The 21,972-nt window shown below is 64.3% G+C and carries 14 protein-coding genes; 13 read left to right on the top strand and 1 reads right to left on the bottom strand.

Annotated features, from left to right (window positions below; translation table 11 throughout):
* The first annotated feature begins 105 nt into the window (after positions 1 to 105).
* The gene (guaA, locus tag ACTIFP_RS09450; RefSeq protein ID WP_439568462.1) at positions 106 to 1,692 is read left to right on the top strand and encodes a glutamine-hydrolyzing GMP synthase; all 1,587 of its coding nucleotides are present in this window, start codon (positions 106 to 108) and stop codon (positions 1,690 to 1,692) included.
* 383 nt (positions 1,693 to 2,075) lie between these two features.
* Here guaA and ACTIFP_RS09445 read toward each other — a convergent pair whose 3' ends face one another.
* Positions 2,076 to 3,290 (bottom strand): CapA family protein, encoded by a 1,215-nt coding sequence (locus tag ACTIFP_RS09445; RefSeq protein WP_439568461.1) that lies wholly within the window; start codon positions 3,288 to 3,290, stop codon positions 2,076 to 2,078.
* A gap of 98 nt (positions 3,291 to 3,388) precedes the next feature.
* Between ACTIFP_RS09445 and ACTIFP_RS09440 the strand changes: the two genes are divergently transcribed.
* The 12 genes from ACTIFP_RS09440 (at position 3,389) to ACTIFP_RS09385 (ending at position 21,956) form a co-directional block, all read left to right on the top strand.
* The gene (locus ACTIFP_RS09440; protein WP_439568460.1) at positions 3,389 to 6,292 is read left to right on the top strand and encodes a TonB-dependent receptor; all 2,904 of its coding nucleotides are present in this window, start codon (positions 3,389 to 3,391) and stop codon (positions 6,290 to 6,292) included.
* Between the two features lie 86 nt (positions 6,293 to 6,378).
* Positions 6,379 to 7,917 (top strand): AbgT family transporter, encoded by a 1,539-nt coding sequence (locus tag ACTIFP_RS09435; RefSeq protein ID WP_439568459.1) that lies wholly within the window; start codon positions 6,379 to 6,381, stop codon positions 7,915 to 7,917.
* A complete protein-coding gene (locus tag ACTIFP_RS09430; RefSeq protein ID WP_439568458.1) occupies positions 7,914 to 9,749 on the top strand; it encodes a CocE/NonD family hydrolase in 1,836 nt (611 codons plus the stop codon). Before ACTIFP_RS09435 ends, ACTIFP_RS09430 begins: the two co-directional genes overlap by 4 nt.
* On the top strand, positions 9,749 to 10,675 hold the full coding sequence (locus tag ACTIFP_RS09425; protein WP_439568457.1) for a LysR family transcriptional regulator: 927 nt from the start codon (positions 9,749 to 9,751) through the stop codon (positions 10,673 to 10,675). The genes ACTIFP_RS09430 and ACTIFP_RS09425 overlap by 1 nt, the downstream gene beginning before the upstream one ends.
* A 220-nt stretch (positions 10,676 to 10,895) precedes the next feature.
* On the top strand, positions 10,896 to 13,016 hold the full coding sequence (locus ACTIFP_RS09420; RefSeq protein WP_439568456.1) for a hypothetical protein: 2,121 nt from the start codon (positions 10,896 to 10,898) through the stop codon (positions 13,014 to 13,016).
* 206 nt (positions 13,017 to 13,222) lie between these two features.
* Positions 13,223 to 14,500: an MFS transporter gene (locus ACTIFP_RS09415; protein WP_439568455.1), complete on the top strand. Its 1,278-nt coding sequence runs from the start codon at positions 13,223 to 13,225 to the stop codon at positions 14,498 to 14,500.
* Positions 14,501 to 14,563: 63 nt separating this feature from the next.
* Positions 14,564 to 15,010 carry a hypothetical protein gene (locus ACTIFP_RS09410; RefSeq protein WP_439568454.1) on the top strand — a complete coding sequence of 149 codons (447 nt, stop codon included), beginning with the start codon at positions 14,564 to 14,566 and terminating at the stop codon, positions 15,008 to 15,010.
* A gap of 88 nt (positions 15,011 to 15,098) precedes the next feature.
* On the top strand, positions 15,099 to 15,467 hold the full coding sequence (locus ACTIFP_RS09405; protein ID WP_439568453.1) for a SnoaL-like domain-containing protein: 369 nt from the start codon (positions 15,099 to 15,101) through the stop codon (positions 15,465 to 15,467).
* A 259-nt stretch (positions 15,468 to 15,726) separates the two neighbouring features.
* Positions 15,727 to 16,158: a hypothetical protein gene (locus ACTIFP_RS09400; protein WP_439568452.1), complete on the top strand. Its 432-nt coding sequence runs from the start codon at positions 15,727 to 15,729 to the stop codon at positions 16,156 to 16,158.
* A 110-nt stretch (positions 16,159 to 16,268) separates the two neighbouring features.
* Entirely contained in the window at positions 16,269 to 17,498 is a 1,230-nt protein-coding gene (locus tag ACTIFP_RS09395) for a TolC family protein (RefSeq protein ID WP_439568451.1), read from the top strand.
* Positions 17,495 to 18,739, top strand: a complete 1,245-nt coding sequence (locus ACTIFP_RS09390; protein ID WP_439568450.1) for an efflux RND transporter periplasmic adaptor subunit — start codon at positions 17,495 to 17,497, stop codon at positions 18,737 to 18,739. Before ACTIFP_RS09395 ends, ACTIFP_RS09390 begins: the two co-directional genes overlap by 4 nt.
* Entirely contained in the window at positions 18,729 to 21,956 is a 3,228-nt protein-coding gene (locus ACTIFP_RS09385) for an efflux RND transporter permease subunit (RefSeq protein WP_439568449.1), read from the top strand. Before ACTIFP_RS09390 ends, ACTIFP_RS09385 begins: the two co-directional genes overlap by 11 nt.
* The last annotated feature ends 16 nt before the right edge of the window (positions 21,957 to 21,972 follow it).

Raw genomic sequence — 21,972 nt, 5'->3', positions numbered from 1 at the left:
ATTTATGTCGCAATTGTCGCAACAATGTGTCGAGACCATCGCCGTTCCACCAACCGGCCATATCGACCGCTGGACAGCATGGCCGCGCGCCCTTATCGGCCAGCCATGCCGACTCCAGACACATCCGCCGCAGCTGAATCGATCCTGATCATCGATTTCGGCAGCCAGGTGACCCAGCTCATCGCCCGCCGCGTCCGCGAAGCCGGCGTCTATAGCGAGATCGTCCCGTTCACGCAGGCCGAAGCCGCGCTCGAACGCATGCAGCCCCAGGGGATCATCCTGTCGGGCTCGCCCGCGTCGGTCCCCGCCGACGGCAGCCCACGCGCGCCGCAATCGGTATTCGACAGCGGCCTGCCGATCCTCGGCATCTGTTACGGGCAGCAGGTGATGAGCCAGCAGCTCGGCGGGCAGGTCGAACCCGGCGGTGCCGATGGCGAACGCGACGGCGAATTCGGCCGCGCCTTCCTGACCGTCACCGAACCTTGTGTCCTCTTCGACGGCCTGTGGGCAGTCGGCGAGCGCCATCAGGTGTGGATGAGCCATGGCGACAAGGTCACCAAGTTCGCTCCCGGCTTCCGTATCGTCGCGGTCAGCGATGGCGCGCCCTTTGCGCTGATCGCTGACGACGAGCGCCGCTATTACGGTACGCAATTCCACCCCGAGGTTGTCCACACCCCCGACGGCGCCAAGCTGATTGCCAATTTCGTCCGTCATGTCTGCGGTTGCAGCGGCGACTGGACGATGGCCGAGTTCCGCGCAACGAAAATTGCCGAGATCCGCGCCCAGGTGGGCGACAAGCGCGTGCTGTGCGGGCTGTCGGGCGGGGTCGACAGCGCGGTCGCCGCGGTGCTGATCCATGAAGCGATCGGCGAGCAGCTGACCTGCGTCTTCGTCGACCACGGCCTCTTGCGCATGAACGAGCGCGAGCAGGTCGAGCGGCTGTTCCGCGACCATTATAATATCCCGCTGGTCGTGGTCGACGCCGAGCAACGCTTCATGGCGGGCCTCGCCGGGGTCACCGATCCCGAGGCGAAGCGCAAGTTCATCGGCGGCGAATTCATCAATGTGTTCGACGAGGAAGCGCAGAAGCTCGGCGGCGCCGATTTCCTCGCGCAGGGCACGCTCTACCCCGACGTCATCGAAAGCGTCTCGTTCACCGGCGGGCCGAGCGTGACGATCAAGAGCCACCATAATGTCGGCGGCCTGCCCGCGCGCATGAAGATGGCGCTGGTCGAACCGCTGCGCGAATTGTTCAAGGACGAAGTGCGCCTGCTCGGCAAGGAGCTGGGCCTTCCCGACATCTTCGTCGGCCGTCACCCCTTCCCCGGTCCTGGTCTGGCGATCCGCATCCCCGGCGAAGTCAGCAAGGAGCGCTGCGACATCCTGCGCAAGGCCGACGCGGTGTATCTGGAAGAAATCCGCAACGCCGGGCTCTACGACGCGATCTGGCAGGCGTTCGCGGTGCTGCTGCCGGTCAAGACCGTCGGCGTGATGGGCGATTACCGCACCTACGACCATGTCTGCGCGCTGCGCGCGGTCACCTCGACCGATGGGATGACCGCCGACATCTACCCCTTCGACGCCGCCTTCCTCAGCCGCTGCGCGACGCGCATCATCAACGAGGTGCAGGGCATCAACCGCGTGGTGTACGACTATACGTCGAAGCCGCCGGGGACGATCGAGTGGGAATGAGGAAACAGAGAGTTCTCAATGAATTGCCGTTGTTTCAAAGGCCGTTGTGCGCCGAACCGGATGCCATATGCCTTGCGTCATCAACGAGCCGTGACTCGCTGAATTAAATCCCCCTCGCATCAAATGCTGGATTTATAGCGAACCATTTTGACGCTATTTCTGACGATATTTCAGGCCCAATTTTCTATCAAAATGCGGGATCGGGTGAAGCGGCCTCCCCTGACGGTCTTTTACCCCAGTCATCTGACAAAATCATAATTTTCAGCTATTGCTGCCGGAACAATCCCGCTTGACGGCATGCTTGATATTGGCGGCTATTGGCCGGTTGCGAACGGTTCGCTTTGACGCATTCATCGGTGATACGGACCTTCCAGAATCCGACACTACTGCGGGCGCAGTTCGAGTGTCGAATGAAGATCGCGCTTGCCCGACGTTGACAATCGCCGAAAGCTCACTGAATTTCCAAGAGCCGCGCTAAGGGCGGCGATACGATCTATGATCGTCGGTGCTTGCCCGACATCGGCGAGCGAGGGAGTGCCGCGCATCTGCGAACCATCATGGATTGCACCCTTGCCGTCGAGTTGCACGGGGATGATCTGCGTTCTGATGACTGCCCCCGCGTCGATTTCGAGCTGCGCGATGATCGACTGCCATGCTTCGGGTCCATAAGCGCCGTCGGGTTTTTTCGACTGAAAGATGAAAGAGCTGAGCCCGTGGAACAACGGCGCGCCGCGATAATATTCGATGCCTTGTAGTTCGGGCACGCCGTGCGCTGCGAATGTTACAGCGCCGGCGTCGATCGCGCGGCGCGCAAGATCGCGCTGCCATTGCGGCGTGTCCGACTTCTTCGGTTCCCAGTAATGGCTGTGCAGATACGCGATCACGACCGCCCCCGACGATGCTGCCAAGCGAATGGCCGCCAGATAGCGTTCGACATCGACCGCATTGAGTGCGCCATCGGCACCGCGCCGCAATTCATTGACCCCCGGCCGGCTCGCCGTGGCAGCGGCGCCGTCGCGGATCGCACCGGCCGCCGCGGCGACCAGCGCCACTGTCCTTCGCGCTTTCAAATATCCGGGCGCGCTGGCGGAGGCTAGGTCTGGTCCCGATCCGGCGAAGGAAAGCCCGCGCTTTTTCACCGCGTCAATGGTCGACAAAATTCCGCCGGCATCAAGATCCCACGCATGGTTGTTCGATGTTGCTACCAGGTTCACGCCAATCGCCTGCAGGCAATCGATGACTTCTGGCGCACCAACGTGCAGCACCTCGCTGTCCGCGGGCCGCGTCGATTGTCCTGCCAGCGGTCCCGCAATCACCGTTTCCAGGTCGGTAAAGACGACATCGCTGCTTTTGAGCAGGCGCCGGAAGTCGCCCAGCGCGGGCCAGCCGAGCGCGCGAAGGTCGGTTTTGATCAGCGCCTGGCCGAGCAGGCTGATCCGCAGCGGAGCCGACTGCGCCGTCGCAGGCAGCGGAAAGAAGGCGATCGATACGCCTGCCGCAATCAGGTGCCGACGCGTCGGCATAAGCAATGTATCGGAACCCATATTTCGCCTCCCTACTCGCTCATACAAAGATTGCGCATTCACCAGCAACGCCATGCGCTTTCGTTATGCCGGCATCACGGTCTGTCATAATATTTTTCGGCGCCACACTTCGCTCTAAGCCGGTCGAGACAACACAAATTGGGGGTTTATCGATGACCAGTGCAATCGTTCGGGGTAACCGGCAACGTCGCCTCGCAAAGCTCGCGGCCGCAGCCAGCATCAGCCTGGCCGCGATGGCTTGGCCGACAATCGCGCAGGCACAGGACGTCGAAGACGTCGCGGCCACGGGCGCCGACGCCGATAGCGCGGGCGACATCATCGTCACCGGTTCGCGGATCAGCCGCAAGGACGCCGACTCGGTTGGGGTGCTGCTGACGATAACCTCGGACGATATTGCCCGGTCGGGGACGTCGTCGATCGGCGACCTGCTCCAGAAAATTCCGTCCGCGGGCGTCAGCCTCAATTCCAACGGGACGCAGGGGACGTCCTATGGCGCAAGCTCGATCAACCTGCGCTATCTGGGCGGCGCCGAGGGCAGCGGCAACCGCGTACTTGTCCTCGTCGACGGGCATCGCTGGGTCGATGGCGTCGGACAGCGCGGTTTCCGCGATTTTGTCGATTTGAACACGCTTCCGCAGGGAATGATCGACGGCATCGAGGTGCTGAAGGACGGCGCATCGGCGATCTATGGCGCCGATGCAATTGCCGGCGTCGTCAACATCAAGACGGTCCAGCCCTTCGACGGGTTGCGCGGGTCGGTACGCGCCGGGGTCACCAGCCGCGGCGACGGCGCCGAAGTTGGCGGCATGCTGACCTTCGGCAAGACATGGGACCGCGCGTCGGTCATCCTGTCGGGCAGCTATTTCAAGTCGCGTCCGATCCGCACCGATGCGCGCGACCTGACCACGCTGACGCTGGTCCCGCAAACCGCGGTCGGGACCAATCCCAACGGCCTGTTCATCCTGCCGGGGCTCGCCAGCAACGCCTATTTCGGAACCGCCGCGGGCTTTGCGAGCAGCGCCAACCCGATCATTATGAACAACGGCGCCACGATCGGCGCGGGCAATCTGGCCGACAATGCGTTCCATGTCGGCGCCCTGCCAGGCGATGCCTATAACACGCAGGCGCAAGGCATCTATTCGACCGGCCCGTCGGAGCGTTACGGGGTGTATGGCCGGTTCGATTATGAACTGACCGAGGATGCGACGATCAAGATCGAGGGCGTCTATAACCGGCGCAAGTCGAACCAGCTGTTCTCGCCGGTGCTGCTCGATGTCGGCGGCAGCGCCGGCACGGTGCGCGGCTTTGCCATCCCCAATAACCAGGCATTCAACCCGTTCGGTACCGCCAATGGCGTCCCCGCCGCCAACGCCATCGGCTTTGCCGCCAACAGTGCCTGGCGTATCCGCAAGGTGATGAGCGACGTCGGCAACCGCAACAACGGGCAGGACGTCGAAACCTTCCGCGTCTCGGTCGGCGTCGATGGCATCCTGCCGATCATGGGCGGCGAATGGCGCTGGGACGTCTTTGGTTCCTATTCAAAGAACAGCATCCATACGATCGCCGAAAATGGCATCAACTATGACAATCTGTTCCTTGGTCTGGGGTCGCCCGCAACATGCGCCGCCAATGCCGGCTGCGTACCGATCAACCTGTTCGCGCCGATGACCGCGCAGCAGGCGGCCTATATTCGGTTCACCACGCGCGAATATAACCGCACCGAACTGTACAATGCCGCATTCAACGTCACCGGCAATCTGTTCGATCTCCCCGCCGGGCCGGTGGCGCTCGCGGTCGGGTATGAATATCGCCAGAATCGCGGCTTTGACGCCCCCGATCCGATCGTCAACGCGCCGCCGATTTACCTGAACGCATCGCTGTACACCAAAACGACCGGGCAGACGCGCACGGCGACCGCGGGCAGCTATGATCTGCACGAAGCTTATGGCGAACTCAACGTCCCGATCTTCAAGGACCAGCCGTTCGCCCAAAGCCTCGATGTCAGCCTCGCGGCGCGCTACTCCGACTATTCGACGGTCGGCAGCAAAACGACGCTGAAGGCGGGTATCGGCTACCGTCCGGTTGAGGATATTCTGTTCCGCGGTACCTATTCACAGGGCTTCCGCGCCCCGTCGATCCTCGAGCTGTATCAGGGGGCGCGGCAGACGAGCTTTCAGGGGACCGACCCCTGCAACGGCGGCGCTGCGGCCAACCCGGGCCGCCCCGGATGCGCCGGGGTGCCGGCCGGCTATAATCAGGCCAATTTCAATCTGAATGGACTGATCCCGGGGGTCATCAGCGGCAACACCGGGCTGAAGCCCGAAACCGCCGATACGTTCAGCGCCGGGGTCGCGATCTCGCCGCGCGCTATCCGCGGGCTGTCGCTGACCGTCGATTATTACAAGATCAAGATCAAGAATGCGATCGCTTCGCAGTCGGCGACCCAGATCATGCAGCTGTGCTCGCTGCGCGGCGACGTGTTCTGCGATCTGGTCAGCCGCGACGCCGGAACCGGTGCGATCCTCGAACTGCTCCAGGGCGCGCAGAATCTGAACGCGATCGAGACCGACGGCGTCGACGCGACGCTGCGCTACGATTTCAACACCGGCATTGGTCGGTTCACAACGATGGTCGATGCGTCGTACCTCAATTCGTTCAGGACGACCTCGCCCAACCCCGCAGGCGGCGATCCCATCGTCGACGAACGCGCCGGCAAGGGCGACCAGCCGCGATCGACCTATCCGCGCTGGAAGGGGCAGGCATCGCTCGGCTGGATCGGCGACACGGTCGATATGACGCTGCGCGCGCGTTACATTGGCCCGACCACCGACGTCGTCAATGCGGTCAAGGACGCCCGCACCCGATCGATCATCTACACCGACGCCGAGATCGGTTTCAGCATCAACGACGACGCGGCGCGGTTCAATCTGGGGATCAACAATCTGTTCGACAAGCAGCCGCCCGCTTCTTACGCCAACGCACCGATCAACTATGACATCTATACCTATGATGCGCGCGGCCGGTTCTTCTACGCCCGCTTCTCGGTCAAGATGTAGGCAAGGCGTCTGCGCGGCGCCGGTCTGTTTTGAGGCGGCGTTGCGCGGGACTGGCATCGGTGGATATTTTGCAGGGCGGCGGGGCTATGCCAGCGGATAGAAAAACGGGCAAATGGCTAGACCGGGTCGAACGCTGGGGCAACGCCCTGCCGGATCCGGTCTTCATTTTTCTGGGCCTGATCGCGCTGCTCGTCGCGGTGTCGGTTGTCGCCGCCGGGCTGGGCTGGAGGGCAGTCAATCCGGTTACGGGCGACGTGCTGGTCGCCAAAAGCCTGTTGTCAGCGGACAATGTCGCACAGCTGCTGACCGGCATGCCCGAAACCATGGCGCATTTCCCGCCACTCGGGCTGATCCTGGTCGTGATGCTGGGCGCGGCGGTCGCCGAACGATCGGGACTGTTCACCGCGTTGATGACGCGCGCGATGCGCGGCGTATCGAACCGTTTCCTTAGCCCCGCGATCTTTCTGATCGGGCTGTTGTCGCATCAGGCCGCCGACGCCGCCTATGTCGTGCTGATCCCGCTGGCGGCGATCGTCTTCGCCGCCGCGGGACGCCATCCGCTGGCCGGAATGGCGATCGCCTACGCCGGCATATCGGGCGCGTTCGCGGCCAATCTGGTGCCCGGACAGTTCGACGTGCTGATGCTGGGCATCACCAAGTCTGCCGCCGCGCTGCTGGTGCCCGATCACATGCTCAACCCGCTCGGCAATTGGTGGTTCACCGCCGCGCTCGGTATCCTGCTGATCCCCGTCACCTGGTATGTGAACGACCGGATCGTCGAACCCCGCCTCGGTGCATGGAACGGCACGCCGCCCGAAGGCGATGGCGCGGTCGAAGCGACGGCCGAGGGGGAAGCAAAAGGCCTGCGCCGCGCCGGCGTCGCCGCACTGGCGATCACCGCGTTGTTCGCCACGCTGACCCTGTGGCCGGGTTACACCCCGCTGATCGACGAAACGGCAGCGGGTCCGGCTCGCTACAGCCCCTTCTATGCCTCGCTCGTCGCGGCCTTCATGCTGCTTTTCCTCGTCTGCGGCTGGACCTATGGCGCCGCGACCAGATCGATCACATCGCACCGCGATGTCGTGCGGATGATGACGGCAGGGCTGGCGACCATGACACCCTTTCTGGTCATCGCCTTTTTCGCGGCGCATTTCATCGCGATGTTCGCCTGGTCGAACCTGGGTCCGGTGATGGCGATCAACGGCGCCGACTGGCTGCGCGCGCAGCAACTGGCGACGCCGGTGTTGTTAATTTTGCTGCTGCTGATGTCGTCGATCTTTGATCTCGTCATCGGTTCGGCGTCGGCAAAGTGGAGCGCGATGGCGCCGATCGTCGTGCCGATGCTGATGCTGCTCGGCGTGTCGCCCGAAATGACAACCGCCGCTTATCGCATGGGCGATTCGATCTTCAATATCGTGACCCCCGTCGCAGCAAACTTTGTCCTGGTCCTCGTGCTCGCCCAGCGGTGGCGCCAGGATTTCGGCGTCGGGTCGCTCATCGCGATGATGCTGCCCTTTTCGATCGCGATCGGCATCACCGGGCTGTCGCTGATCGCCGCCTGGACCAGTTTTGACTGGCCTGTCGGACCCGGCGCCCCGGCGACCTATGCAGTGGTCGCACGATGAGCACCGCGGCACCCGGCCGTCTGATCCGCAATGCGATGGTGCCGATGCGCGACGGCGTGCGTCTGGCGACCGACATCTACCTGCCCGCAGACGCATTGGATGCGCCGTTACCGGTGCTGCTCGAACGCACCCCTTATGACAAGGAGGGCACCAATCACGCCGACTTTTCGGTTGCCGCCACCGACCCGCTTTCGAAGCCCGAGATTGCGCGGATATTCGCATCGTACGGCTATGCCTTTGTGATCCAGGATTGCCGGGGGCGCTACGCATCCGAAGGCGGCTTTCGCAAATATCTGTCGGAGGCCGAGGATGGCGCCGACACGCTCGCATGGATTCGCGCCCAACCTTGGTGCAACGGCAGGATCGGCACGCTCGGGCTCTCCTATGGCGCGCACGTCCAGGCCGCGATGGCGTCGCTCGACCCGCTGGGTCTGGCCGCGATGTTCCTCGATTCCGGTGGTTTTTCGAGCGCCTATCACAGCGGCATCCGTCAAGGCGGCGCCTATGAGCTGAAACAGCTGACCTGGGCACAGAAGCATGCGTTGCTGGCGCGCGAGACGGCGAGCGATCCGGCCCGCCGAGCAGCGCTGGAGGGGCAGGATATCCGCGACTGGATCGGGGTCGACCGCTGGACGCCGGGGCATTCGCCGATCAGCGCAGCGCCCGAGTATGAAGCGTTTATTCTAGAACAATGGGCGGAAGATCGTTTCACCGATTTCTGGAAACAGCGCGGCATCTATGCGCGCGGGTGGTACGACGAATTCGCCGATGTGCCGATGGTGCATATGTCGAGCTGGTATGATCCCTATGCCCTGACCGCGATCGAGAATTTCACCGGCTTGGTCGGGCGCAAGCGCGGCCCGGTCAAACTGATCATGGGACCGTGGACGCATGGCAAACGGTCGCTGACCTTTTCGGGCGATGCTGATTTTGGCCCCGCATCGACACTCGATTCGCGGTTCGGCGATTATACCGCGTTGCGCCGCGCCTGGTTCGACCATCATCTGCGGCACGCCGACGTCGTGGACCCGCTGCCCGACGCCGTCTATCTCTTCACGATGGGCGGCGGGTCGGGGCGTCGTCTGGCCAGCGGCCGGATCGACCATGGCGGGCGCTGGCGCACCGCCCCGGCATGGCCGTTGCCCGACGTGACGATGCAACCGCTCTATTTGCGAGACAAAAGTCGACTGGGCGAACAGCCCCTGACCGCGACCCATGCCAAATTCACCCACGATCCGTACAGCCCGGTCCCGACGATCGGCGGCGCAATTGCATCGGGCGCCCCGGTAATGGAGGCAGGCGGCTTCGATCAGCGCGAAAGCCCCGATTTCTTTGGATCGAAGCCCCCCTATGTCCCGCTGGCCCAGCGTCCCGACATGCTCGTGTTCGACACCGACCCGCTCGATACCGATCTGGAATTGACCGGGCAGGTGGTAGCCGAACTGTTTGTGAGCTCGACCGCGGTCGATACCGACTTCACGATCAAGGTCGTCGATGTCTATCCACCGAGCGCCGATTTTCCCGAGGGCTATGCGCTCAACATCGCGCACGGTATATTACGGATGCGGTTCCGCAATTCGTTCGAGGTACCAGAGGTAATGGAGGCGGGAAAAATCTATGCGGTGCAGATTGCGTCCTTCCCGATGAGCAATTTGTTCGCCAAGGGCCACCGGATTCGCATCGAGATCGCGAGCAGCAATTTCCCGCATTTCGACATCAACCCCAACAGCGACTGGCGCCTGCCCGACCAACCGCCGCAGTTGGCCGAAAATCATGTGCACTTCGGCCCCGGACAAGCGTCGCGGGTGTTGCTGCCCGTCGCGACGAGTTGATGGACAAGCTGCCAACGCCCCCCGGCTTGCCACCCGACAAGGATGTCAGTTTTCGCGCGCTGCGCGTGTTTTCAGAGACTATGCGAACCGGATCGGCGACCGCCGCAGGCAAGCAGCTGTCGATGTCCCAGCCCGCCGTCAGCCGCTTGATCGCGCAGCTGGAGACCAGCGTGGGCTTCGACCTTTTCTATCGCGATCGTGGCAAACTGGTGCCGACCGCCGACGGCATCAAACTGATTCAGGAAGTCGAGCTGACGCTGTCCAGCCTCGACCGGTTCAACAGCCTGGTCCGCGATATCGCCGGCTATTCGGCGGGGACGATCCGCATCGTCGCGCCGCCCAGTTTTGCCGAGGGCATATTGCCCGACATCGTCTCCCGCTTTCGCGAACGGTTTCCAGGCGTCGAATTCAGCATCGATTCGCGCAGCGTCGAAACGGCGCGAACGATGATCGCCATGCGCTATGTCGATTGCGGCTTTCTGAAATTGCCGACTGACGAGAGCGATCTCGCGGTCGAACGGATCGTGTCGAGCGGTTCGGTATGCGTCATGCGCGAAGATCATCCGCTGGCGTCGCTCGATACCATCACGCCCCCCGACATCGGCCAGCATCCGTTGATCCTGCTCGGCGCCGGACGCCATTGGCGGACGCAGGTCGATACCAGCTTCGCGGCTTTTGGCCTGCGCCCCGTGGTGGCGGTCGAAACGCATACCCACGGCTCCGCATGTGCGTTGGCGGCGCACGGGAATGGCATGGCGATCCTCAATGCGCTGCTGGTGAAACCTTATCTGCACAATCCGTTGGTGACGCGCGCGTTCGCCCCCCCGATCCTGCATGAATATGCCTTCGCGGTATCGAATGTCTCAAGACCCTCGCGCTTGACGCTCGAGTTCAAGAACGAGGTACTGCGGTATTTCGGGATGTAGGGATGTCGGCGAGCGGCCGATTGCGGGCCGCCATCTTTTGATTTGGCCATCCCGATCGTTGCCGTTCGAACGAGACGAACACGCCGGATGCGCTCTGTGGCGGCCAGCCCTCTTTCCTGGCCGTCTCGCATCGTAGATTCCGGCCGTGACAGATTGCAATTGCCGGGCCGGTTGGGCCTGCGCTACTATTGCCGTGCGGTGGGGAGGCGCAGGCGGGCCAATGGAACAGGTGGGGGCCTTATGTCCGAGCCAGCCCGCGGCCTACGCCTCGTTGTTCGGCACGTTTCAGTTCCGCACGGCCGACCATAATGAAATCGCCGTTACCAACCGCCGCGCGCGGGCGCTGCTGGGGATAGTGTGCCTGACCGGAAACGAGGCGATCGAGCGCGACGTCCTGAGTAAGCTCCTATGGCCTGGCCGTTTCGAGGCTCACGCAAGGGCCAGCCTGCGCCAGTGCTTGCTCGATCTCGGCAAGCTGCTCGCGCCGCACGGGTCGGATATTCTGAACGTCTCGCGCAATAGTGTAGCACTGCACCCCGGTGCGGTGCTGACCGATCTCGCCGCACTGGAAGGCGCGTTGGCGAACGGCGATTTTGTCGCGGCGATCGAACGGATCGATGCCATCGGCTCGAAGCCGATCCTCGACCAGATGGATTTCGGCCCGGCGTTCAAACAATGGCTGGCGCAGCGCAGCGGCGATGCCGAGCGGCGGCTTCGCGCGGCGATCGAGGCGGGACTCGCGACGCTGAACCGGGTCGGCGATCACGAGACGTCCGTACGGCTGCGCGAGGCATGGACCGCCCGAACGCCCGAAGCGGCGCCCGCCGCGGCGGACGGCGGGCGGACAAGAATCGCGGTACTGCCCTTTCGGTCGGTCGGCGGCGGCGGCGCCCCCGATTACTTCGCCGACGGCATCGCCGAGGAGCTTATCACCGCGCTGGGCCAGGTGCCGCAATTGCTGGTCGCGGGGCGAACCTCTTCGTTCCACTTCCGGGATTCGCCGCTGACCCCGGCCGAAATCGCGAAAGCCCTGCACGTATCCCACCTCGTCGAGGGTTCGGTCCAGCGTCAGGGGGAAAGGCTGCGCATCCATATTCACCTGATCGACGGCGCCACGGGTTTCGAAAGCTGGGCGCAGGGCTATGATGGCTCGCTCGACGGCATCTTCGCGTTGCAGGCGACCGTCGCGCAGGCGGTGACCAGCGCGATCAGCGATGCCTTGGGCATCGCGATGGCGCCGCCTCCGGCGCGCGGCATGACCCACAGCAAACAGGCCTATGACCTGTTCCTGCAAGGCCGCGCCCTGAGTGCGCGAGTGTTCGGCGACGGCGTATTGGGCACGGCGGTCGGCCTGCTCGAGCAGGCCGTCACGCTCGATCCCGAATTTGCCGAAGCATGGATCGCGCTGGCCGAGGCGCACCAGCTGATCGCGGTCTATACGCCCTGCCTCGATCGAAACGCGGAATCGGAACGCATGGCAGATTGCGCGCGCACCGCCATCGGTCTGGCCCCCGGCCTTGGCTATGCCTATTCGCTGCTGGGTGTGCACCAGTGGACGCGAAACGACGTCGTCGGAGCACTCGATCTGGCGTTCCAAGGCTATCGGCTCGAACCGAACAATCCGGCCGTCTGCATGCGGCTGGGTTCGTTCCTGCTCTATTGCGGACGCACCACCGAAGCGATGCAATATGTCGAAGCGGCCATCGATCAGGATCCGGTCGATGGCAGGAAGTTCAACCTGCGATCGGTCGGCCGGTTCAACCAGGGCGACATTGGCGGAGCGATCGAGGCTGGCCAGCGCATGGTCGACCTTGGCTTTCCTTCGATGTGGCTCGCGGTTGCCACCGCGGCGTCCGGCAAACATGATCTTGCCATCGAGCAATATCAGCAAACTCGCATGCTGCTGAACAAGGTCATCTTCCCGCCGGCGGGAACCGAGCCGATGCCCCCTGCGATGATGGACGCCTATTGGCACGTCGCGGCGCACGGCGTGTGCAGCGGCCGCGAAGAGGATCGCGCGACCTATTGTGCGATGCTCGACATGATGCAGACGCAATTGCACGACCCTGCCGACGCCTCGATCGTCTTGCCCGCAATCTTCATGGGCTACCCCGAACGGTTGTTCGAGGCGGTGAGCCATGCAATCTCGCCCGCGAACACCCTCTGCCTGCTATCGATCTGGGCCGACGTCGATCCGATCCGGCGGATCTGGCAGCATCCCGAATTCATTCCCTTCGCGCAGCGCATCGGCTTGGCGGCCGCTTGGGACAAATATGGCTGGCCCGATCTGCTCCCTGCACCCAGCAATCGTGTGGAGGCACCACCGCTCTTGCCGAATTGACGTCCGATTGACGTTTTATTGACGATCGCACGATTGACGGCTGACGCTACGGAAACGCAAAGTTCCACCGGGTATCGCAGACAGTTTGAAACGCGTTGCGCCGGCCGGGAACGACCCGGTTCCGGCGACGGGAAAACCGTGTCTGCACCAGGGAGAACGTCATGGCGACGGACCGCAGGCACATATCGGCAATCGGACGTTCGGCGATGGGAAAAGCGTTCTGGCGCATCCTGCCGCTGATCCTGATCGCCTATCTCTTTGCCTATATGGACCGCGTCAACGTCAGCTTTGCTGCGGCGCAGATGAACGAGAACCTGCGGTTTAGCGCGACGATTTACGGACTCGGCGGCGGCCTGTTCTTCCTCGGCTATGCGCTGTTCGAAATCCCGTCGAACCTGATGCTCGTGCGCTTTGGCGCGCGCAAATGGATCGCGCGGATCATGATCACCTGGGGGCTGCTCTCGGCCGCGATGATGTTCGTCGCAACACCGATGCAATTTTATGTGCTCCGCTTCCTGCTCGGCGTGGCAGAGGCCGGCTTCTACCCCGGCGTCATCTTCTATTTCTCCAACTGGTTTCCGCCCTGCCACCGCAGCCGTGCGGTCAGCCGCTTCTTCATCGCCTCGCCGCTGGCGTCGGTCGCGATGGGGGCGATGTCGGGATGGCTGCTGGCGCTCGATGGCACCGGCGGACTCCACGGCTGGCAATGGCTGTTCCTTGTCCAGGGTCTGCCGACGGTTCTGTTCGGGCTGGTAGTGCTGCGCTATCTGCCCGATACTCCGGCGACCGCCGCGTGGCTTGCGCCGGACGAAAAGGCGTGGATCGAGACAGAACTCGCGCGCGAGCAGGCGCGGATCGGCGCCCCCCTCCGCCACGATGTGCTGGCCGCCTTCCGCAATCCGCGCGTCCTGCTGCTCGGCGCGATCGGCTTTCTGTTGATCGCCGTCATTACGACGGTCATCCTTAATGCCCCGCTGATCCTGCAAGAGGCGACGACGCTCGATGCCAAGGCGATCGGCTATCTGGTCGCGCTCGGCGGTCTTTTGGGGGCCGCGGCCGTCCTTGTCCTCGGCAACCAGGCCGACCGGAATGGCGACCGTTGGGGTATGGCATCCCGGTGCGGTCTTGTCCTCGCCGGCGCGGTGCTGGTCATGGGATTGTCGCCCTCACCGCTGCTGGTTTGCATTGCCTATCTCGCCTTCGCGACCGTGTGTTTCGCCATCCCGATGCTGACATCGTCGGGCTGGGCCGAGGCGCTGCACGTGCGCGAACTCGCGGTCGGGGCGGCGGCGATCAACACCATTTCGCAGATCGGCGCCTTCGTCGCCCCCTATGGTTGGGGCGCGGCGAAGGACGCGACGGGCAGCTTCCAGCTCGCGCTCATCGCCTTTTCGATCGTCGCGCTGCTGATGTCGGCGCTGATCCTGCTGCTGCGCCGCCGGCTGCGCGGACGGTTCGCGCTCGCCGATGCCGTGCCGGCCTAGCCTTTTTGAAGACCCCCGCCCGATCCCCGGGCGGGAAGATGGAGAGGAAGAAAGGAAGAGACGATGATAACGATGAAAACGCTCGTTGCCGGGGCCGCGATGCTGATCGCCGCCGCGCAGGTCACACCCGCCATGGCACAGGAATCGAGCTACAAGCCCGGCACGGTCTGGGAGGCTGGCCGCATCGACGTGCTGCCCGGCCAGTTCGAAAACTATATGGATTGGCTGGCGACCAGCTGGAAGAAGATCCAGGAATTGGGCAAGGCCGAGGGTGTCGTGGTCGAATATCATGTGCTGGCGACCAACAACCCGCGCGCCGGCGAACCCGACCTGATCCTGATCGTCGAATATAAGGATTACCTGACCACCGCCCAGCAGGAAGCGATGCGGAAAAAGGTCAATGCCCTGCTGGCACAGGACAATCGCCAGGCCTCCACGGCATCCGGCGAGCGCGGCAAGATGCGCGAACAGCTCGGCAGTACCGAATATCAGGAACTCATTCTGAAATAGGCGCGCCGGTGCGGGGGCACGGCAGGCGGCGCACCAATATCGCGCTGTCCGCCGCGCTCCGTTCCGCCGGCATCCGAAAGGGGTGGTGATGGCATCCATCGAAGACATCGCCCGCGATTTTACCGCGCTGCTGCGCGCCGGCGAGTTCGAAACCGCCGGCGATCGCTACTGGGCGCCGGACGTGACCAGCATCGAACCGGCAGCCCTGCCCGGCGGTCTATGCGCGGCGGTGTCTGGTATCGAAGCCACGCGGATCAAGCGCAGGGCCCGCTTCGGCGGCGCCCGGATCGACGAGATCGGCATCGATGGCCCCTTCGTCACTGGCGACCAGTTCGCGCTGTTTCTCGACATGGTGCTGATCGACGCCGCGAGCGGCGCACGCCAGCCCTTTACCGAAATCGCACTTTACACGGTGCGCGCCGGCCAGATCGCCGAAGAGCGATATTTTTACGGCTGACACGCGGGTTTTCTCGCGCCAGACCCTCGGGGGATATGCCCTCGCGCTCACGACAAATCTCCGGCGCTCGCGAGCCTGGCCATCTAAAGCGCAAAGCGTCGCTATTCGTGCTCCGCCTTCGGCCTCCTAAAAGACCGTGCTTTTTTGCCAATCCCTCCAAAGGTCCAGTCTGGGGGCAATATCGGGCGGTAGCAAGTAATGAGGCCGCCAACTAGAGCCCCGCTTGTCAAGCCGGAGAGGCGCAACTACACGCGGAGACATGCATCCGCGCGCCGCCTCCGCTTTTGATCGCCTCGTCGGCGCGCTCTGCGTCGCGCTGATGATGATCTACGCGGCGGCGCTGCCCGCAAAGGCGGCCGCTCAGATGCAGCACGCGCCCGCTCTGATGGTATCTCACGAACACGGCGGCCTCGACAATTTTGCCATCGATGTGGTGCACGACAGCTATGATGATCATGTCGGTCATCATGAAGATGCGCCGGATGACAAAGGCCAGTCGGACGATCATCGCGCCGCCGGTCATCATCACCATGGGGACACTGGTCCAAACCTGCTTGCGCCCGCCGTCTCAGATACTTCCGGCTTCGTTCCGCCTGCCAGTCTGCATGATATTGGCAAGGATCGACCCATTTCCGGCCTTCGATCAATCGGACCCGATCGCCCTCCCAGAACCGCCTCGCTGAGCACCTGAGTTTCCGCGCTTCCTGAGGCGCGGGGTATTTCCACGCCTTTCAGCGAGGCTATTATCGCATGTTATCTCCATATCGAGCGCGCCCCTGCGCGCGCGCCGTCCGCCGAGCCTTGCTCTGCGGTGTCCTGCTGGCTGCCGCGGTGCAGCCCGCATGGGCGCAAAATCTAAGTCTGGCAGAGGTGCTGTCGCGGGTCGCAACCCGCGATCCAGCCATTGCCGCCAACGCTGCGCGCCTCGACGCTGCGGACGCTGCCATTCTGCAAGCCGATGTGCGGCCGCGCGATGTGGTCGGCGCCGACTTCGAAGATTTCGCAGGCACCGGTCCCTATTCACCACTGAAACGGGCGCAGGCGACAGGCTGGTATGAGCGGACTTGGGAGCGTGGCGGCAAGCGCGAAGCCCGCATCGGTGCCGCGCGTGCCGACGTCGTGGTTGCCAGCGCTCAGAACCGCTTGCGTTTGCTCGACCGGCTCGCCCGGGTGCAGGCGGCGTGGGTCGAGGCCCTGGCGGCCGAGGCCGTAATTCCGGTAGCCGAAACGCGGCTGGCCGACCTCCAGCGCGTCGAACTCGACGTCGTAAAGCGCGTTACCGGCGCGCTCGATCCATGGTTCGCCGCAGAGCGCGCGCGGACCAGTGTCGCGCAAGCCGAGATTGCGCTCGAGCAGGCGCATGAAGCCGCCCGCATCGCGCACAAAGGCCTCGCGGCCTGGTGGGGCGGAAGCGGCGACCTCAAGCTCGATCCGGCACCATTCCAGTCGTTCGAAATGTCCGTCCCGCCGGGCAGCGATCCGGCGGATGTCGCCGTTCTCGCCGCTGAGCGCGCAGCGGCGGAAGCCAGGGTGAAGCTCGCCGAGACCGGCAATGCCGCCGATCCCAGTGGGCGCGTCGGGCTACGCCATTTTGGTGAAGGCAACGACTTCGCCGTGATGGTCGGCGGCTCGATATCGCTCGGCACGAAAGCCGCCAACCGCGGAAATATCGTCCGCGCACAAGCCGAGCAGCGTGCGATCGAAGCCGACATTGCGGTGACGCGGGTCGAAATCGATCGCGAGATCGACCGGCTGATCGCCGACCGCCAGCTCATCGCAGCCGAGATCGGACGGATCGATGCCGAGGTGCTGCCAAGCGCCAACCGCGCCGTACGGTTGATCCGCGACGGCCTGGCGCGCGGCGGCACCGCCTTCACCTTCCTCGAATTTTCGCAGGCGCAAACGGCACTCAGCGAGGTCCGCTCCCGCCGCATCGAATTGCTGCGGCGCTTTCACTTGCTCGGCGTGCGGCTCGACCGGCTGACCGGCCGCCATATGCCCCTTCTTGCCCGAATGGAGACGATCCGATGACCAAATATCTTTACGGGGCGGCATCGGTCATCGCCCTCACCATGCTCACCGCGTGCGGCAACAGCGCCGCCGAAAAGGAGGATAGCGGCGAAGCCGCGGCGGCGGGCGAATATGAACGCGGCCCGCATCGCGGCCGGATGCTGCGCGACGGCGACTTCGCGCTCGAGATGACGATCTTCGAGGACGGCGTCGACCCCGAGTTCCGGGTCTACGCCTATCGCCGCGACAAGCCGGTCAAGCCGTCGGACGTCAAGCTGACGATCGAGCTCGGCCGCCTCGGCGGCAAGATCGACCGCTTCAGTTTCGTGCCGCAAGAGGATTTCCTGCGCGGCAACGGCGTCGTCACCGAACCGCACAGCTTTGACGTTCGCGTGGCGGCCGTGGCGGGCGGACGAAACCACAAATGGGCCTACCCATCCTATGAAGGCCGCACCGTCATCGACGCTGCGGCCGCCAAAGCCGGGGGCGTCAAAGTCGAGGCGGCGGGGCCAGCAACGGTCAGCGACCTGATCGACATGGGCGGGCGGATCGAGATCACGCCCGAAGGCAAGGCCGACGTTCGCGCGCGCCTTCCCGGTCTGATCGTTTCGCTCAGCGGCAAGCTCGGCCAGCAGATCCGGCGCGGCCAGGTGCTGGCGCGCGTGGAATCGAGCCATTCGCTCCAAGTCTATACCGTGACCGCGCCGATCAGCGGCACGATCATCGAGAAGAATGTCAATATCGGCGACACGACCGGCGACCGCGCGCTGTTTGTCATCGCCGACCCGACCAAGCTCCACGCCGAATTCTTCGTCTATCCGCGCGACGCCGAGCGGGTGCGCGTCGGCCAGCCGGTGAGCCTCAAGAGCCTGTCGGGCGAAGCGCGCTTTCAGGCCGAGGTCGAGGCGGTGCTGCCGACCGCCGATGTCGCGAGTCAGACAATGCTCGCGCATGTCCATTTGCCGCCCGTCGCCTCGCGCGAGTTCCGGCCCGGCATGGGGGTCGAGGGCAGCTTTGCGGTCGCCCAGGCGAATGTGCCGATCGCGGTGCGGACCAAGGCAATCCAGCGCTTCCGCGACTTCGAGGTCGTCTTCGCGAAGGTCGGCAACACCTATGAGGTGCGGATGCTCGAAATCGGGCGCCGCACCCCCGAATGGACCGAAGTGCTTGGCGGGCTCGCGCCCGGCGAAGCCTATGTCACCGACGGCGCCTTCCTGATCCGCGCCGATATCGAAAAGACGGGGGCCAGCCATGACCATTGATATGCCCCCGCCGCCCGATAGGGCGCCGCTGCTCGAACGGTTGGTCACGGCCGCGATCGCCTTTCGCTGGGCCGTCCTGACCGCCGTGTTACTGCTCTGCGCAATCGGTGTCTGGAGCTTTCAGCGGCTGCCGATCGATGCCACCCCCGACATCACCAACGTCCAGGTCCAGATCAATTCATCGGCGCCGGGCTTCTCGCCGCTGGAAGCCGAGCAGCGCGTGACCTTCCCGATCGAGACCGCAATCGCCGGCCTGCCGGGCCTGAAATATACGCGCTCGATCTCGCGCTATGGCCTGTCTCAGGTCACCGTCGTGTTCGAGGATGGCACGAGCATTTATTTCGCGCGCCAGCTGATCAACGAACGATTGCAAACCGCGCGCGAACAGCTGCCGCCGGGCATTGCGCCCGAAATGGGTCCGATCGCGACCGGACTCGGCGAGATTTTCATGTACACGCTGGAGGCGGAGCCGGGCGCGAAAAAGCCCGATGGCAGCGCCTACACCCCCGAAGACTTGCGCACGCTGCAGGATTGGGTCATTCGCCCGCAATTGCGGGGCACCCCGGGAGTGACCGAGGTCAACAGCATCGGTGGCTACGAACGCCAATATCATGTGACCCCGATCCCGGCGCGGCTGTCGGCTTATGGGCTGACGCTGGCCGATGTGGTCACGGCGCTGACCCGCAACAACGACAATCGCGGCGCGGGTTATGTCGAACGCTATGGCGAACAATTTCTGATCCGAACCCCGGGACAGGCGGAGGGCATCGACGATCTGAAGTCGATCATCGTCAGCAACCGGAACGGGATTCCGATCCGGGTCGCCGATGTGGCCGACATCGGCCTGGGCGAAGAGCTGCGCACCGGCGCCGCGACCGAAAATGGCAAGGAAGTCGTACTCGCCACCGTCCTGATGCTCGCGGGCGAGAACAGCCGCGTCGTCGCGCGCGCCGCGGCCGAACGGCTGGCGGTCGCCGCCAAGGCGCTGCCGCCGGGCGTCAAGGCGACCGCGATCTATGACCGCACCGACCTGGTCGAGCGCGCGATCTGGACGGTCGAGAAGAATCTGCTCGAAGGCGCATTGCTCGTCATCGTCGTGCTGTTCCTGCTGCTCGGCAACGTCCGCGCGGCGCTGATCACCGCGGCGGTCATTCCGATCACGATGCTGATGACGATCACCGGCATGGTGCGCGGCGGGGTATCGGGCAATCTGATGAGCCTCGGCGCACTCGATTTCGGCCTGATCGTCGATGGCGCAGTGATCATCGTCGAAAATTGCCTGCGCCGTTTCGGCGAGGCGCAGCATCGGCTCGGCCGCCTGCTCGACCGCGACGAGCGGTTCGGCCTGGCCGCCTCGGCAACGTCGGAGGTGATCCGCCCGTCGCTGTTCGGGATGCTGATCATCGCGCTCGTCTATGTGCCGATCTTTGCGCTCACCGGGGTCGAGGGCAAGATGTTCCACCCGATGGCGATCACCGTCGTGATGGCGCTGACCGCGGCGCTGATCCTGTCGCTGACCTTTGTCCCGGCGGCGATCGCGCTGTTCGTCACCGGCAAGGTCGAGGAAAAGGAAAGTCGGCTGATGGGCTGGGCGCGGCGCGCCTATGCCCCGGCGCTGGGCAGCGCGATGCGGCTGCGCACCGCCTATGTCACCGGCGCCGCCGCGCTGGTCCTGATCGCGGGATTCGCCGCGAGCCGGATGGGGTCAGAGTTCGTCCCCAACCTCGACGAGGGCGACATCGCGCTGCACGCACTGCGTATTCCGGGCACCAGCCTCAGCCAGGCGGTCCAGATGCAGACCGCACTCGAGGCGCGGATCAAGCAGTTCCCCGAGGTCGAACGGGTGGTGGCAAAGATCGGCACGGCGGAAGTCGCGACCGATCCGATGCCGCCCTCGGTCGCCGATACCTTTGTCATGCTCAAGGACCGCAAGGACTGGCCCGACCCCCGGAAACCCAAAACCGAGCTCGTCCGCGAGATGCAGGCGGCGGTCGCCAGGATTCCCGGGAATAATTACGAGTTCACGCAGCCGATCCAGATGCGGTTCAACGAATTGCTGTCGGGGGTCCGCGCCGACGTCGCGGTCAAGATATTCGGCGACGATCTCGATACGCTGCTCGAAGTCGGGCAGCAGATCGAAACCATCGCCGCCGGAGTCGAGGGCGCCCAGGATGTCAGCGTCGAACAGGTCACCGGCCTGCCGACGTTGCAGATCACGCCCGACCGGGCGGCACTCGCCCGTTTCGGGCTGAACGTCGGTGACATCCAGGATGTCGTCGCCGTATCGATCGGCGGGGTCGAGGCGGGGCAGATTTTCGAGGGCGATCGGCGCTTCCCGATCATCGTGCGCCTGCCCGAAAATATCCGCGAGCGGGTCGATGAAATCGGCCGCCTGCGGATCCCGCTCCCGGCCACCGGCTTTTCGCCCGACGTGACGTTGGGGGTGGCGCCCGATGCGGGGCTGCGTGGTTTCGTGCCGCTCGCCGATGTTGCAAAGGTCGAGGTGGTGATCGGCCCGAACCAGATCAGCCGCGAGGATGGCAAGCGCCGCGTCGTGGTCACCGCGAACGTCCGCGACCGCGATCTCGGCTCGTTCATCGAGGAGCTTCAGGCCAAGGTCGATGCCGAAGTCGAGGTGCCCGCGGGCTATTGGATCAGCTATGGCGGCACGTTCGAGCAGCTGATTTCGGCGGCCAAGCGGCTGCAACTTGTGGTGCCCGCGGCGCTGCTGCTCATCTTCGGGCTGCTCTACGCGCTGTTCCGCTCGGGCAAGGACGCCGCCATCGTCTTTTCGGGCGTACCGCTCGCGCTCACCGGCGGCGTCGCGGCGCTCCTTATCCGGGGAATGCCGTTGTCGATCTCGGCCGGGGTGGGCTTCATCGCCCTGTCAGGAGTGGCGGTGCTCAACGGCGTCGTCATGCTCAGCTTCATCCGCCAGCTTCGCGAAAGCGGCAGCGGGCTGGAGGAAGCGATCCGCGAGGGGGCGCTCACCCGGCTGCGACCCGTGCTCATGACCGCGCTGGTCGCCAGCCTCGGTTTCGTGCCGATGGCGTTCAACGTCGGCGCGGGAGCCGAGGTGCAGCGACCGCTGGCAACGGTGGTGATCGGCGGCATCGTCTCCTCGACAATCCTCACATTGCTCATCCTCCCCGCGCTCTACCGCATGGCCCACGACCGCAGGGCCCAGCCCGCTGCAGTCCCTGGCCCCCTGCCGTGACCGGGCAATGCAACCG

It is taken from the genome of Sphingopyxis sp. (genome assembly GCF_051861155.1).
Lineage (GTDB): Bacteria > Pseudomonadota > Alphaproteobacteria > Sphingomonadales > Sphingomonadaceae > Sphingopyxis.
The sequence above is the reverse complement of the archived record's forward strand: the minus strand, read 5'-3'. Positions and strand labels throughout refer to the sequence as shown.

Excerpts from the sequence above, each read along its gene's own strand:
- guaA (WP_439568462.1), top strand. The coding sequence starts at position 106 with ATGCCGACTCCAGACACATCCGCCGCAGCTGAATCGATCCTGATCATC.
- ACTIFP_RS09445 (WP_439568461.1), bottom strand. The coding sequence starts at position 3,290 with ATGGCGTTGCTGGTGAATGCGCAATCTTTGTATGAGCGAGTAGGGAGG.
- ACTIFP_RS09440 (WP_439568460.1), top strand. The coding sequence starts at position 3,389 with ATGACCAGTGCAATCGTTCGGGGTAACCGGCAACGTCGCCTCGCAAAG.
- ACTIFP_RS09435 (WP_439568459.1), top strand. The coding sequence starts at position 6,379 with ATGCCAGCGGATAGAAAAACGGGCAAATGGCTAGACCGGGTCGAACGC.
- ACTIFP_RS09430 (WP_439568458.1), top strand. The coding sequence starts at position 7,914 with ATGAGCACCGCGGCACCCGGCCGTCTGATCCGCAATGCGATGGTGCCG.
- ACTIFP_RS09425 (WP_439568457.1), top strand. The coding sequence starts at position 9,749 with ATGGACAAGCTGCCAACGCCCCCCGGCTTGCCACCCGACAAGGATGTC.
- ACTIFP_RS09420 (WP_439568456.1), top strand. The coding sequence starts at position 10,896 with ATGGAACAGGTGGGGGCCTTATGTCCGAGCCAGCCCGCGGCCTACGCC.
- ACTIFP_RS09415 (WP_439568455.1), top strand. The coding sequence starts at position 13,223 with ATGGGAAAAGCGTTCTGGCGCATCCTGCCGCTGATCCTGATCGCCTAT.
- ACTIFP_RS09410 (WP_439568454.1), top strand. The coding sequence starts at position 14,564 with ATGATAACGATGAAAACGCTCGTTGCCGGGGCCGCGATGCTGATCGCC.
- ACTIFP_RS09405 (WP_439568453.1), top strand. The coding sequence starts at position 15,099 with ATGGCATCCATCGAAGACATCGCCCGCGATTTTACCGCGCTGCTGCGC.
- ACTIFP_RS09400 (WP_439568452.1), top strand. The coding sequence starts at position 15,727 with ATGCATCCGCGCGCCGCCTCCGCTTTTGATCGCCTCGTCGGCGCGCTC.
- ACTIFP_RS09390 (WP_439568450.1), top strand. The coding sequence starts at position 17,495 with ATGACCAAATATCTTTACGGGGCGGCATCGGTCATCGCCCTCACCATG.
- ACTIFP_RS09385 (WP_439568449.1), top strand. The coding sequence starts at position 18,729 with ATGACCATTGATATGCCCCCGCCGCCCGATAGGGCGCCGCTGCTCGAA.